At 37.8% G+C, this 13446-nt stretch carries 12 protein-coding genes and 2 pseudogenes; 10 read left to right on the top strand and 4 right to left on the bottom strand.

Translation table 11 applies throughout. The annotated features are described in order from the left end of the window. Positions 1 to 151: 151 nt before the first annotated feature. Positions 152 to 283: pseudogene (locus SB775_RS18945) on the top strand (gamma-glutamyltransferase); the annotation flags it as partial. Positions 284 to 396: 113 nt separating this feature from the next. Next, the gene (locus SB775_RS18940; RefSeq protein WP_410862760.1) at positions 397 to 552 is read left to right on the top strand and encodes a hypothetical protein; all 156 of its coding nucleotides are present in this window, start codon (positions 397 to 399) and stop codon (positions 550 to 552) included. 577 nt (positions 553 to 1129) lie between these two features. Here SB775_RS18940 and SB775_RS18935 read toward each other — a convergent pair. Both SB775_RS18935 and SB775_RS18930 read right to left on the bottom strand, forming a co-directional pair. Then, positions 1130 to 2002 (bottom strand): DMT family transporter, encoded by an 873-nt coding sequence (locus tag SB775_RS18935; protein ID WP_410862759.1) that lies wholly within the window; start codon positions 2000 to 2002, stop codon positions 1130 to 1132. A 703-nt stretch (positions 2003 to 2705) separates the two neighbouring features. Beyond that, positions 2706 to 2918, bottom strand: a complete 213-nt coding sequence (locus SB775_RS18930) for a hypothetical protein (RefSeq protein ID WP_061461893.1) — start codon at positions 2916 to 2918, stop codon at positions 2706 to 2708. 846 nt (positions 2919 to 3764) lie between these two features. Here SB775_RS18930 and SB775_RS18925 point away from each other — a divergent pair. Continuing rightward, positions 3765 to 3941: pseudogene (locus SB775_RS18925) on the top strand (glycosyltransferase); the annotation flags it as partial. A 587-nt stretch (positions 3942 to 4528) separates the two neighbouring features. Here the strand turns inward: SB775_RS18925 and SB775_RS18920 are convergent. After that, complete coding sequence (locus SB775_RS18920) at positions 4529 to 5866, bottom strand: nucleobase:cation symporter-2 family protein (RefSeq protein WP_410862757.1); 1338 nt, start codon at positions 5864 to 5866, stop codon at positions 4529 to 4531. Between the two features lie 247 nt (positions 5867 to 6113). On the opposite strand from SB775_RS18920, the gene SB775_RS18915 reads away from it, so the two are divergent. Next, positions 6114 to 7316 carry a PucR family transcriptional regulator gene (locus tag SB775_RS18915; protein ID WP_410862755.1) on the top strand — a complete coding sequence of 401 codons (1203 nt, stop codon included), beginning with the start codon at positions 6114 to 6116 and terminating at the stop codon, positions 7314 to 7316. 93 nt (positions 7317 to 7409) lie between these two features. Here SB775_RS18915 and SB775_RS18910 read toward each other — a convergent pair whose 3' ends face one another. Then, a complete protein-coding gene (locus SB775_RS18910; RefSeq protein ID WP_410862753.1) occupies positions 7410 to 8600 on the bottom strand; it encodes a PucR family transcriptional regulator in 1191 nt (396 codons plus the stop codon). Between the two features lie 239 nt (positions 8601 to 8839). On the opposite strand from SB775_RS18910, the gene uraD reads away from it, so the two are divergent. From uraD to SB775_RS18880, 6 genes are all read left to right on the top strand, one after another. Beyond that, positions 8840 to 9337: a 2-oxo-4-hydroxy-4-carboxy-5-ureidoimidazoline decarboxylase gene (gene uraD / locus SB775_RS18905; RefSeq protein WP_249598987.1), complete on the top strand. Its 498-nt coding sequence runs from the start codon at positions 8840 to 8842 to the stop codon at positions 9335 to 9337. 13 nt (positions 9338 to 9350) lie between these two features. Beyond that, complete coding sequence (gene pucL, locus SB775_RS18900) at positions 9351 to 10334, top strand: factor-independent urate hydroxylase (RefSeq protein ID WP_410862751.1); 984 nt, start codon at positions 9351 to 9353, stop codon at positions 10332 to 10334. Further along, positions 10334 to 10693 carry a hydroxyisourate hydrolase gene (gene uraH / locus SB775_RS18895; RefSeq protein ID WP_034304629.1) on the top strand — a complete coding sequence of 120 codons (360 nt, stop codon included), beginning with the start codon at positions 10334 to 10336 and terminating at the stop codon, positions 10691 to 10693. The genes pucL and uraH overlap by 1 nt, the downstream gene beginning before the upstream one ends. 30 nt (positions 10694 to 10723) lie before the next feature. After that, positions 10724 to 11263: a thiol peroxidase gene (gene tpx, locus SB775_RS18890; protein ID WP_410862749.1), complete on the top strand. Its 540-nt coding sequence runs from the start codon at positions 10724 to 10726 to the stop codon at positions 11261 to 11263. 772 nt (positions 11264 to 12035) lie between these two features. After that, entirely contained in the window at positions 12036 to 12194 is a 159-nt protein-coding gene (locus tag SB775_RS18885) for a hypothetical protein (RefSeq protein ID WP_410862747.1), read from the top strand. Positions 12195 to 12888: 694 nt separating this feature from the next. Next, positions 12889 to 13062 carry a DUF3888 domain-containing protein gene (locus SB775_RS18880; RefSeq protein WP_410862745.1) on the top strand — a complete coding sequence of 58 codons (174 nt, stop codon included), beginning with the start codon at positions 12889 to 12891 and terminating at the stop codon, positions 13060 to 13062. Positions 13063 to 13446: the final 384 nt, after the last annotated feature.

Below are 13446 nucleotides of genomic sequence, written 5' to 3'. Positions count from 1 at the left end.
ATTAATACAATTGTCATAAACTTTCCATAAAATAAATAAAAAGAGTAAATGCATGACCCAATCGATAATAGGGACGAAAAGAAAGGTGGAAAGCCCTCTTGCATCGATAGCAGGAATTAAAATTCCTTAAAAAGGGGGGACTTATAATGCGGCAGTGGCAGCGAGTGTATGTTTGGATGTAGTTTATCCGCATATGACCGGGCTTGGTGGAGATACTTTCTGGCTTATATATGAAAAGAAGGACGGAAAAACTCGTACTAATAATGGAAGCGGACGCTTCTGAAGAAATGTCAATCTTGGAGCATATAGAGGAGAAAAGAAGATCCCTTTTCGCGGGGTAAGAAGCGCACTTACAGTTCCTGGGATGGTAGATGGTTGTGGTGAGATATTGAAAGAATGTGGAACACTTATGCTAGTGAAGTTCTAGAGCCGGCGATCCAGTATGCTGAAGATGGTTTTCCGATTACGAAAAATCAAGTAATGTGTACCGAAAGAAATTGGGATTGGCTTTCGAAGGCACCGACGTTAAAGAAGGGAGTCTATAAAATATAAAAGAAACAACGGTTGTTTTTAAATGACTACCGTTGTTTTATTTTCGTGAAAATAAAAGAGTGCTTAAGGCAATAAGGAAAATCAAGCCCCCTAAAGCTGCGGGGATCATTCCGAAACTGCCGCATAAATAAATAAATAAATAAATAAAGGTAAATACGGGAAACACCAAAACCAAAAACACTTTAAAAACATACGTATTTTTTGTCATAAAATACCTCCCTCTATAGAATATCACAATAATAGGGGAATATAAGCCAGTTAGCAATATCCTAAACTTTTACAAGCAGTATGGACTTACCCCCTTCTAGTAGATAGCTTAAAAAAAGACTAGGCTACCCTCATTATTTAATAATTTAGGACAACCTGAATCTTGAATTCTTTGAATAAGTTTGAAATTTATCCCCTTTTTTAGCCATAATTAAAATCCCCTCCAAGTAATAGTGTAACATCCATGTTTTTTCATGGACTTTTTACACTGTCTACTTTAAGGGGATAATATCAATTGGCAGCCTTTTTTAAAGTGACTGCTCTATAGGGGACATTTTAATATATAACACCAATCAACTATTTAATGATGTTATTCTTCCCGAATGACTAATAACACACCAATAAAAATTAATATTGTACCTATCCAAAAAGACAAGCCGATTTGTTCACCTAGTATTAACCAACCTAAAAAAGTTCCCACTATAGGTTGTAAAAAGAAAAATAATCCACCACTTGATGCGGTAAGCATTTGCAGTCCGCGATTCCACAGTAAAAAGGCACATGCTGTGGAAATAACGCCCAAGTATAAAAGGCCGCCCCATATGGATGGATGCATGATTGCTTGAAAATCAAGCTCATCTAATCGACTAATCGTAATAGGTGTTAAAAAGACAATTGCCACAAGCACAGCATATGTCGTTATAACGATTTGTGAATATTGCCCAGGTACACGTTTAATTAGAACAGACATGAGTGCCCAGGTTAATGCAGCAAAAAGCAGTGATACGCCCCCAAGTTGGTGAGATGAGCCGATATGGGCATTTCCGACAATGATACCGACACCGATCGTCGCTAAAATAACAGAAATTGATTTTTTAAAAGTAATCTTTTCTTTTAAAACGATACGTGCAAATATCACCATAAATGCAGGTGTTGTTGAAGTAATGATGGCTCCCATTTGTGCAGTAGATAGTAGCGTACCGACTTCCTGGGTTACGATAGATATTGTGTTTCCAACAAGTCCTATAATGAAAACCAAAAGCCAGTCCCGTTTTTCAATCCGCCAAGATTGTTTTGTTATGAAACCAATAGTTAGCAATGCTAAAATCGCAATTACATATCGTAATAATACTAATTCAAGTGGTGGAACAACGTCTACCACAACTTTTACCACAACATACATCCCGCCCCAAATGCTAGCAGCGAGTGATAAATATAAAGAACCTAATATAGTGTTTTTCATTTTGTACCCTCCGTTTTAACTAAATATTCCCAGTCCTTAACGGAGATGCAATTTTCTACCGTTAAGGAAGAATAACTGCAGGTACATCATTTTCGAATAGCGGTGACCACAACATCGGCTTTCAGCTCTCTTTCAAAAATATTTACATTCAATGATTTTAGTTAATTATAAAGCTATTCCAAGCTGTTACTGATCATTCGATTCAATAATCAGTAAGTTATATTAAATATACAAGATTTTAGTGATTTATAAAACAACAAATAATAGTTTTAGACACAGCGTAACTCCCTTGAAAATCTTCCATTAAAAAACTACTTTGCACATTGAACCCATTTTTTCCGGCATGATTGCAAAAGAGGGACCTCCCGGTTGCCGTAGATGTAGAAACCCCACCAGTGGTTAATAGGAAAAGGTAGGGTTTTGTCAGGTGTTTTAAGCTTAAGTATACTGTCTTGGTTGACGAATAATCTTTTCTTTTATTTTAATGTAAGATTGAAAAATGGATTATAGTTGGAATGAAAAGAAGGATTTATAGGGAAGGGAAACAAATGGTACAGTTGATGTTAGTCAAATTGTCGGCAGCGGTAATGATGAAGTAATAAAGCTGGAAAGAAAAAACGTGGATTAGGATTAAAAGGCTCCCTTAAAGAGTAATCCTAATCCACCATTAAGTTGAATTTTTTAGTGCATGACCTTTCGAGCATCACAATCGGTTATATTTTCGTTCGATTTTCCTGAACTCATCTGATAGTTCAAATAAGGTGTGTAATACTGCTGTTTGGATATATAGATTCATATAATTATCATTGCTCTTCTTTTGAAAAGATAAATCATGTTTTTCATTAATTTTCCGAGTTATACATTCATTAATTTCGCTCCACATTTCTTTTGTTCCTTCTTTAATTTTAGTCTCCATAATCTCCCACTCCTTTTTTATTAGTTTATCCAATCTATTACATTCTTATACTTATTTTTTTGCCAAGCTGGTAACTTTTTTATCTTAAAATTAATATCTACTGTTCAAGTTATGATTCATTGCGTTAAAAAGGAGAGAGAAGCGACTATAGGGTTAGTCCACAATTAGTTTTTTGTAGAAATTAATAACCTATAATGGATGATGACTTCTCCTTATTTTTTTGAGTTTGTTTTCACACAGCAGGGTATGGAGAGGATGATATCGGCTTTGTCTATCGTCCAACATGGTTCACGGGTACGGCTAATGATGAAGTCGTCGCGACCCTTGCAGATTCAGATAATTTCTTCGTAGCTGGTCACTGGAAAAATAACATAACCGCCAAGGGCCAAGCCGTAATCGTAAAAGAACAGAATAAAGATGTAACTCTTATTGGGTTAGAAGCAGGTTTCCGTGACCACCCGGATTACTTGTTCCGTCTTCTATCTAATGCAATTTTCGATAAATAGTAGAAATAGGCAAAGCCGGATTCAGCAATGAACCCGGCTTTGCCTATTTGAAAAATGCTGAACGCTTGCTACTGAGTCTTAAACAATTATCTCAGCAATTGCTATAACGGAAAGGATTAGGCTATATTTCTGATGGAGTGGCAGTACTACTGCTTTCCCTTTACCCCCCTTCCGCGAACCGGATCTTTTTTAAATTGCTACTATATTTGGTATTATCGCAACGTGGACTGGTTTGTTTTATACAACTCGTTATCGATTTAATAATAGAAAATTTTTTTAACACATATATTGGGGATTAGTGCACCCGAGATTATGGCTGGTCAAATGGGAGCTGAAAAAAGAGAATGGGCTTATAGTAGAGAATCCAGAAGATCCTGGATGTTTTACAGAGAAGATTACAGAAATTCTATCAAACAGATTACTAATGAAAAAAATGGGCGAACGAGGCAGAGAACTTGCCCTTACCTTATATGAATGGGATCGAGTAGGATCTGAAATACTTGAAGTTTGGAAAAAATAACTGTATAACCATCAAGAATATTTGAGAATTGCGCTTACTAAAATACTTGTCACTGGTGCTGCAGGGGTTATGGATCACATTTATGTGAACAATTCCTAAAGGGTACGAAAAACAAAATTATTGGAGATGATACATTTGCAGGACCTACCCCTACTGCCCCCTCTAAGCTAAACAAGTTAGGCTTAAAGCTCTCCAGAACCACCCCAAGTTTCAATTTTATGCAATAAATTTGTCAATGACACCCCTGAAGCAACAATCTTTACTAAATCAGCCTTTATAAAAAAAATTAAGGGACCCCTTGAATATATACTCAAAAAAGGTCCACATTTTTCTCGAGAAGTTCGGGAATGGTTTTCTGAATTTTGGAGGGTTATATCACTCTCTTTTCAAATGAAACAAGTCGAAAAGCAATCAGATTTTGCCCTGAAATTGAGTAAAAAAAGCACCTTGCTTACCTATTAAATAGGCTGTTGCAAGGTGCTTGGATTATTTGTTTGAAAATTATCTAAATAAGGTTATAATTAAAAGTGTTGGGCAACCTAGCCAACTATACACCCTTAGAGAATTGCCTTGTCCGCTACTTTCTAAGGGTGTATATTAATATTCTGGCTCATACTTGGTTGAATATCGGGTATGGAATGGTGTGTAATAGATGGATTTGATTTTCCATTCAGGATGGCATTTAACACAACTAGAGTTATTGTACCCATCACTACTCCATTTCCACATATTAATTGGACTGTTTCCGGGAATTTATCGAATGCTTCTGGGACCCCCTTGATCGCTAGGCCGACTCCTATTCCAAGTGCAATCGTCAATTGATTGGAAGGTTTGCTTAAATCAGCTTTGGCTACCATCCCCAAAGCTGCAGATAGAAGCATTCCAAACATTGGTATCATAGCCCCACCCAGAACGGGTAAAGGGATCATCGTCGTAAGACCGGCAACCTTAGGCACAAAAGCTAGAGTGATTAAAATACAACCTGCCGTGACTACTACCGAGCGCTGAGTTACCTTTGTCAGCAGGACCAAGCCCACATTTTGTGAGAAGGTAGAATGGTTAAAAGAGTTGAAGATACCACTTATGAAGCTCCCTATTCCTTCTGCACGAAGCCCCTTTTCCACATCTTTTTCGGTTATTTCCTTCCCGCATACTTCCCCGAGTGTCAAAAAGACGCCTATGCTTTCAACAGCAATGATTAAAGATATGATTGTCATAGTGATGATAGATGAAAAGTCGAAGGTGGGTACCCCAAAATAGAAAGGAGTCACCATTGTAAACCAGCTGGCCTCTGTAAAGCCAGAGGTATCGACCATACCTAGAAAACCAGCCAATAAAGTGCCAAGAACCATGGCTAAAAGAATTGAAACCGCTTTCAAGAAACCTTTAGTAAGTGTGTTCAACAAAAGGAAACACAGTAGTGTAAAACCAGCCAGCATTAGATTCATGGGATCTCCAAAGGTGGGGGAACCGCTTCCACCCGCTGCATTTATCATGGCAACTGGCATTAATGAGACGCCTATAATTAAAATGACGGACCCTGCAACAATTGGTGGGAAAAAGGGTATCAATTTACCAATAACTCCTGATAAAGCAGCAACAATTATTCCAGATACCATAACTGCGCCTAAAACCCCGGTTATACTATGGACTGATCCTATAGCTATTACTGGCTCAACCACGATAAAAGAAACAGCCATTAAGGCCGGTAATCTAATACCAAATCCTTTACCGCCAATAACTTGAAGCAAGGTGACTATCCCACAGGCGAGTAAATCAAACGAGATCAGGTATATGACCTGTTCTGGTGTCAACCCGATTGCAGGACCGACGATTAGTGGAACAGCTACCGCTCCTCCATACATTACACAAACATGCTGTAAACCTAACAATAACGTGTTTAGTTTGCTCAATTTTTCCATGTTTGCCCCCTTTTAATTAGTCACGACTTTCCAATTATATGAATGTAACGAAATCGCCTCCTTGTGATTTTGTAAATACTTCCTTATGGACGGTTTTTCTGTTGCTTATTAAGAAACGCTATTTACAAAATCGGTGTATTTTTATATTATCACCGCCATAATGCTAAATCAAGACTATTTTTTGGAAAAATATGAATATTCATTCTAGTTCAATCTGTATATAATTAAGAAGAATAGGGGGAGAAATATGTATTTAACGATTGAAAAAGCTTTGAAACTTCCTGCCCTAAACCAAGTGGAAGTTATTGGAGGAAGTCAAGGGTTAACTCGAGTAATCAATTCAGTAAGTATAATGGATCATCCGGATATATCATGGATTAAACGAGGGGAACTCCTGCTGACAACCGGTTATGTGTTTAAGGATGACCTGAATGCTCAAATCAATCTTGTTAGGGAATTGTCGAAAAGAGGAAGTGCTGGATTAGCTATCAAGATTAAGCGGTTTCTTTCTACGATTCCTCCTGGAATGGTGGAAGAAGCGAACAAGTACAATTTCCCACTGCTGGAGATTCCTTATGAAATGCCTTTATCCGACTTATTATTCAGCTTTACATATGAACTTGTTAATAAGGAGAAAGTGAAAAACAATGGAAAAGGAAGTGTTGAAGTTTTTCATTCTCTTTTGAATGGTGAAAATAGGAGTTCATCTTTTATCCCCCAATTACAGGGATTTGGCTTTAATCCCGATAGGCCATTTATTCTGCTCTTAATAAACGGAACGAAAGAAGAAGGGGATTCATTCTTTCCAATTGGCAGAATGTTGGAGAAATTAAGCCAAACGGAAAGGGAAGATTTCAAGTATTGGAATATCGACTTCGATGGTCAATTGATTATCCTGCAAGGGAAAGGGATGGTGACTGATGAACACCTGCTTATGCAGGCTCAAAGAATTGCCATCCTTTTAGAAGGTCTTATATCCAAAGATAATCCTGGCACTTCACTATCCATGGGGTTAAGCAAGGCAAAAAAAGGAATCTACAATATGAAAGAAGGGTTTATTGAAGCTAAAAAGGCCATTCAACTGGGCTCGAGGCTTAACCCGACTAATATCAATGATTACGCAAGCGTTGAAGTTGAAGATCTAATAAACCAAATCCCTAAGGATGCCATAACTCAATACGTGCTATCCATGATTCAGCCGATTATTGTATATGATAGGGAAAATGAGGGGGAGTTGTTAAAAACGCTGGAAACCTATCTATTTTCAAGAGGGAGAATAGAAGATGCGGCACGGGCTTTGTTTGTGCATCGAAATACTGTAAAGTTCCGTTTGTCTAGAATTGAAGACTTATTAGGAGTTGATTTAAAATCGAGGGATATTGCTTTTAAATTGCAGTTTAGTATAAAAGCTGCGAAGTTATTATTACATGACTTGGTAAAGGAAGCATGATTTGAAGGAATCGGGAATCAAGTGTTACTGCCCATGAAAAACTGCCAGGGAATGAAGGATCCCTGGCAGTTTTTCATTTGTATGGGCCATTTCTTATCGATTATCCAGCAGACGTTTGGCATATAGGGCAAGTTTTAAAGTGAACAGATCATCATTGCTTAATTCTATTCCTAATAGTTTTTTTATGCTTTTAATTCGAAAATGGATAGTGTTTCGGTGTACCCCCATTAGTCTGGCCGTTTCAGCAGGTCGAAGATTGCATTGCAAATATGCCTCCAAGGTTTTGATCAGATCAGACTGGGTTTCATCGTCATGGTCCTTAAGCGGTGCTAAATTACCTGTAACAATATCCATGAGCACATTTTTTGGAGCATATTGCAAAATTTTAAATGTTATTAATTCTTTGTAGCTGTAAACTTCCTTTCCTGGGTTCAATCGTTTTCCCAAATCAATAGATTGTAAAGCTTCCTGTAAGCTATTGGCCAGGTTATTAATACCTGTATGATAGTTACCGACTCCCAGTGTAAGTTCCATTGGCAGGTATGTGGATAAAGTAGAGATAATTTGTTGGCTTATCTGGATGACTTGTGAATAAAAGCGGGTGTTCCCTAGTGGGATGGTATCCAGATAAATGATAACTAGACTGCCCTTGATATTCTTTATGAGCTTATCGATTTTATATTGCTCGGCTAATGTTTCAATTGTCTTGATAAGCTGTTTATAAGTAATGGAATCATTCCTTTCATTCCATTGCAGCGTTAAAGGTAAAACCGTACATATGAAGCCCCCAGTAATTTGTTGGAAGCTGGATTTGTCCTCCGTCATTCCTAAAATCCCGTAACTTAAATTTTCGGCACCAACTCGGGAAATATCCTCCATGCTATAACTTTGCCCTTTTTGTTCATTCTGTCTCGTCACTATTTCACGAAGCAGGGGAGACATGATATCTGATAGCGAAAACTCAGGGGGGATTTTGAGAATAGGCAAATTGGCCATATTGGCAATGCTGATGGTGGTTTGCGGAATTTCTTCCAGTTTGATGAACAATCCTGAACAATTCATTTTTGCCAATTCGATTACGAATTGGTCTAATTGTTGCGGATTATCTTGAAATAAGTATCCGGTTGTTAGAATCAATTCATTTGGCTTCAACCAGGAAAGCACATCAGGAGCATCAAAGCTATTGATGGATTCTATTTCTCTATTAAGTCCCTGCATGCCAGCTGCCACTTGGCATTGTTTGATCTGTGGTAATTTTAATGCATCAGTCATCGTTAAATGCATGATAGGTCCCCTTCGCTGTGCCTTTTTTCTCTAATTTAACTAATTTTTTGAATATTGGCAATAGAACCTAAGCTATTAGGATGGCCTGTTCTTTAAACGGTGAGTGCGGTAAGCACAATGGGGTTGGAAAAATATTAGCTTTTTCAGCTAATGACCTATAAATAAACGTACGTATATAATTCAATTAAGTTAAGAATGTTTTGAATTATAAAAATAGTCGGAAGAAGGGAGGGCCCGTATTGATATCTGACCTTAATAGCATTAATGAGTTGAACAAGGCGGAATTCATCCAAAAGTTAGGTTGGGTATATGAACATTCTCCATGGATAGCAGAGCGTTCATGGGAGTACAAGCCATTCATTTCCGTAGAGGACCTAAAACAGAAAATGGAAATAGTTGTACAGAATGCCTCATTATCGGAACAGCTCCAATTAATCAAGTCCCACCCGGACTTAGCAGCCCGGATTGATATGGCTGAAGCATCAGTTAAAGAACAATCCGCAGCCGGTTTGAATTCGCTTTCTCCGGATGAATATGAAGAATTTCATGCGTTAAATAATCAGTATAAAGAAAAGTTTGGATTTCCGTTCATATTTGCTGTCCGTGGCAGCGATAAAACGGTGATAAAGGCAGAGATGAAAAGAAGGATTGGTTTGGATCAGGCAAATGAACTTAAGGAAGCCATCAAGCAAATCCACTTAATTGCCAGCCACAGGTTATCTGATTTTATAAACTAGGAGGAGGAGTAATATGACAGCTCAAAATGAAAACAGAACGATGTATTACGGTAAAGGGGATGTATTTGTATATAGGACTTTTGTGCAGCCTCTTACAGGTTTGAGGAAAATACCGGAATCAAGTTTCACAGAAAGAGATAATACTATTTTTGGATTCAATTGCCAGATTTCTCTAAAAGGGGAAGCTTTTTTATCTTCTTTTACGGAAGGAGATAATAGCTTGGTGGTTGCAACGGATTCCATGAAAAACATCATTCATCGCCAGGCGGCCAATTATCAAGGAAATACGGCGGAAGGATTTTTAAAGTTCATATGTGAAGTTTTCCTTGATAAGTATAGCCACATAGATGCAGTGGAACTGACAGCAACTGAAGTTCCCTTCGATCATGTACTCGTTCCAAAAGGGAAAGGACATGAAAATAGTGATGTTGTCTATCGATGTTCCAGAAATGAAAGGGCTACCACTACAATCGAAGTGAAAAGGACACCTACCGGAAGCAAAATCGTTAAGCATTCAAGTGGAATAGTTGATGTCCATTTAATCAAGGTTAAAGGAAGCTCTTTTTATGGATTTATTCAAGATGAATACACCACACTGCCAGAAGCTCAGGATCGTCCACTATTTATCTACTTGGATTTCGATTGGGAATATAGCCGCTGGGAGGATTGCACTGGAGCGGATCCAGAAAAATATGTAGCAGCAGAACAAATTTGTGATATTGCAAACACAGTGTTCCATGAACTGAATAACCGTTCGATTCAGCAGCTCATTTATCATATTGGTATTAGGATTCTGGAACGTTTCCCTCAGCTGGCGAATGTTCAATTTAAAACCAATAATCGTACCTGGGAAACCGTTGTGGAAACCATTCCGAATTCAGAAGGAAGTGTTTATCAGGAACCACGTCCTCCGTTTGGCTTCCAAGGCTTTGTCGTTACACAAGAAGACGTTAATCAAAAAAAGGCAGCTGATTCAACGGTAGGGGCTTCCCGATAATGGACAGTAAGCTGACCACACATGTTTTAGACCTCTCTAAAGGTCTGCCGGCAAAAGGGATGAAGATAGAACTTTGGGCCATAGCAGAACAGGGAGACCATTCTTTCATAAAAGAGGTCTGTACAAACAAAGATGGGCGAGTGGATGATCCGCTTCTTCAAGGGGATGATCTCAAACCAGGTGAGTATGAGCTTGTCTTTTATGTCGGGGAATATTTCAATGATGGTGCGAATGATCCCAATATAAGGCCATTTTTAAATAAGGTCCCACTTCGTTTTGGAATAAGAAGTAATGAAGAACATTATCATGTTCCTCTGCTTGTTGCTCCGGGAGGATATAGCACCTACCGAGGAAGCTAATAAATCAGTAAGAGAGTTGGAGGGTTCAATTTGGCACATGAGCGTACAGGTGTAGTGACTTTAGGCGGGAATCCAGTGACCTTGATTGGTCCTGAACTAAGAGTAGGGGATATGGCCCCTGACTTCACACTATTAACAAATGACCGCCGTAAAGCACATTTAACAGACTATAAAAATAAGACATGCATCATCACGACTGTTCCTTCGCTTGATACTGGTGTATGTGACTTACAAACAAGGCTCTTAAATGAAGAAGCAAGCAAAATGGGTGATGATGTAGCGGTGTTGGCTATCAGCGCAGACCTTCCCTTTGCTCAAGCAAGATGGTGTAAAGAAAGTAATGTCGAAGCTATAACCATTCTCTCTGATCACTTTGATTTGTCATTTGGTTCTGCATATGGAACGTATATGAAAGAACAACGATTGGAATGCAGGGCAGTATTTGTAATAAATCAAGAAGGAACCATTAAGTATGTGGAATATGTACCGGAAGTCACGGATCACGCAGATTATGAATCCGCATTGCAGGTAGCGAAGGAAGTGATAAATAAAGCTGGTGCAGCTAAATAAACATTTCCCCTCTCGAAGGATAGTAAAATTTCATTCTATTATCCGTAAGACTGTCCAATTTACATAAATTGGACAGTTTTTTGATGATACTAAATTAAATTAGAGTAGTTTTGCAGTGACTTCATTAACCAAAGGGAGATAAGTACTCGGACTAAATCGATGATGATTTATCTTTTTCTTTTTGAACCTCCTGCAGAATTCCCCGAGGGGGTAGATCATCAAGACAATTTAGCTAAAAATGTATTAGGTCCTAATCCTAATGATAAAACTCCCTCTTTCAGAAACACCTAGCCTTAGAATTTGAGGAGAAGAACAACTTAGAACTTAAACAAACTACTACTTACACAATAAGTGGGCTTAATCAGGCCCTGAAGTCAGTGAAAAATTGTAAAAAGTGAGTGATCTTCTCCTAGGTTTAGCAAATCAATTTGACATTCAATTGACTATACATGAGATTCCCAATTCCAGTAGGAATCCTGAAGTAGATAAAGAAAAAATTGTAAAAGCGTTACTCAAACTGCTATCTTAAACAGTGAATCCACAGTAAAAAATGATGATTTATATGAGGAGGGAAAAGGATGCCTAGTAATATCGTTACCTCTATTGTTATCACATTTATTTTTATTGTCATCATTCAAGCAGGGGAGTACTTCAGGAAAAAAATCTGAAGAAATAGCCGTTCAGAATCTTAAAATAATTAAAGAGTATGTTAAGAGCAATAAGATCAATCTTGACAAAATTTCTATTTTGAACAAATGCCGGATTTTTACTAATGGTCGCGATTCCAGTAGTGGTTATAGGATTTTATTTGGCCTTACAAGAGGGAGATTTGGATGCCATGAATAAGATACGGAAATTCACTGCGGACTACGATGATACCATTTCTCAGCTTAACTCTGATGTCATCTCGAAAAGTAAGAGAGCTGAATAGAGAATTCAAGGGTGATATCATTGTTTCCGCGAGCGAAGGTCTTGTTCAAAGCTTGATTAATGCTGGTTTACTTGATTAGCTACATTCATTTATTACAATCATCAACGAATCAAGGTGAAATTAAAAGGCTGAGCCCGGTAGATTACCGGGTTCATGCCCTCAAGGCTGCCTAAGTAAATAAAGTGTCTAACTTTTTGGGTTCACTTCATTTGGCAGCTCTTTTTCTTTTGGAGCTAAAGGGTAGGTTAATTTTGAGTTTAGCTAAAGAATAAGGAGTAAACAGAAATATGTGGTGAACTTGATGTCTAAGCGATGTTTATCAACTACCCAAGTCTTTTTCTAATGTCATAATATCTTCAAACAAATAACTACTTTTTTTAATTAATCATAATTCCCTCCTATTTAAAGGAAACCCATGGTATAATTAAAGTCCAATAGCTTTATATAACATGTAGGTGCTTTCTTGTTCGAGGAAGTGCCCTTTTTATGTTTTGCCTTACTATTTAACTTAAAAATAAGCGTTAATAACACTGCGCCCACAGCTAGAAGCACCTGCAGTAGAGAAATAATTTAAACTTGTGTTTAACGTTCAAATCCGCCATTTCTGTCCTGGAACCAATTAGCTTGGTAATAGGGGCAGATTGGTTTAGAGGTAATGAGAAAATATTCGAAATAAAACAAGACGAAAAGAACCTTGATCTATTTTATCGTTACAGTTCAAGTAGTAAGTTTCCAAGGTCCGCATACCCCACCATATATGGAAGAGATAATAACTTTTAAAATTGCCTCCCACGGGAGGCGCCGACTTATTGAAACGGAAGCGTTGAGACACGGAAGATATTACGATATCAGAATTGTTGATGATTAAATCGAATTGGATTAGTTGGAACGCCGTATGCGATGAAAGGCACCTACGGTGTGAGCGAGGGGCAAAGGGAGCGATAACCTCAAACCCTTACAATACGGGAGTCAACTATTTGCTGCTTAATTTATAGGTGTTTTTTTAAGACTGTCCATTTTGAAGGGCACAGTTCACAGGGACCAAGGGTCCTTTTTATTTTGTTATAAATAAATTATCAGGGCAGAATAGCCCAATAAAAATGGGTAGATTAAGTGTGTTCAAGAAGGAATAGTTAGTGGAGTAAATGAAAAAGAGAGTGTTATGTAGACTAATGATGTATAAAATATAACAAAAGAAAAAACCAGTTTTATTAGACTGATTTTTTCATCTAAATATAACACTTTGTTACAT

It is taken from the genome of Peribacillus sp. SIMBA_075, assembly GCF_046534585.1.
Note: the sequence above shows the minus strand (reverse complement) of the source record. Positions and strands in the feature narration are given on the sequence as shown.

Excerpts from the sequence above, each read along its gene's own strand:
- SB775_RS18940 (WP_410862760.1), top strand. The coding sequence starts at position 397 with ATGTGGAACACTTATGCTAGTGAAGTTCTAGAGCCGGCGATCCAGTAT.
- SB775_RS18935 (WP_410862759.1), bottom strand. The coding sequence starts at position 2,002 with ATGAAAAACACTATATTAGGTTCTTTATATTTATCACTCGCTGCTAGC.
- SB775_RS18930 (WP_061461893.1), bottom strand. The coding sequence starts at position 2,918 with ATGGAGACTAAAATTAAAGAAGGAACAAAAGAAATGTGGAGCGAAATT.
- SB775_RS18920 (WP_410862757.1), bottom strand. The coding sequence starts at position 5,866 with ATGGAAAAATTGAGCAAACTAAACACGTTATTGTTAGGTTTACAGCAT.
- SB775_RS18915 (WP_410862755.1), top strand. The coding sequence starts at position 6,114 with ATGTATTTAACGATTGAAAAAGCTTTGAAACTTCCTGCCCTAAACCAA.
- SB775_RS18910 (WP_410862753.1), bottom strand. The coding sequence starts at position 8,600 with ATGCATTTAACGATGACTGATGCATTAAAATTACCACAGATCAAACAA.
- pucL (WP_410862751.1), top strand. The coding sequence starts at position 9,351 with ATGACAGCTCAAAATGAAAACAGAACGATGTATTACGGTAAAGGGGAT.
- uraH (WP_034304629.1), top strand. The coding sequence starts at position 10,334 with ATGGACAGTAAGCTGACCACACATGTTTTAGACCTCTCTAAAGGTCTG.
- SB775_RS18885 (WP_410862747.1), top strand. The coding sequence starts at position 12,036 with ATGGTCGCGATTCCAGTAGTGGTTATAGGATTTTATTTGGCCTTACAA.